This is a genomic window from Cupriavidus sp. SIMBA_020 (assembly GCF_046535395.1).
In the GTDB taxonomy this organism is placed as follows: Bacteria; Pseudomonadota; Gammaproteobacteria; order Burkholderiales; family Burkholderiaceae; genus Cupriavidus; species Cupriavidus campinensis.
The window spans coordinates 1-262 of record NZ_JAWRWU010000881.1; the positions used below are offsets into that span (position 1 = coordinate 1).

Below are 262 nucleotides of genomic sequence, written 5' to 3' on the forward strand. Positions count from 1 at the left end.
GTGCTGCGCGTGACCGAGGAGGGCGATTCGCTGCATATCCGCGACGTGCAGATCGCCGCCGGTCATCGAGGGCAGGGCGCCGGCACCTACATGCTCGACATGTCGCATCGCTGGGCACGCGCGCGCGGCCTGCACGAACTGCAGTTGCGCGTGTTCGTCGACAACCCGGCCGCCCGCCTTTATCAGCGCATGGGCTATCGCGTCACCGGGCCGCGCCCGGCGCAGCTCGGCTCGATCCGGCACATGGTACGCGCGGTCTGAG

Annotated in this window: 1 protein-coding gene; it reads left to right on the plus strand. The window is 69.8% G+C overall.

Annotated features, from left to right (window positions below):
- Positions 1-261: GNAT family N-acetyltransferase (locus SB751_RS31940; protein ID WP_410749261.1), on the plus strand; the 261-nt coding region annotated here is incomplete at its 5' end.
- Between the last annotated feature and the right edge of the window lies 1 nt (position 262).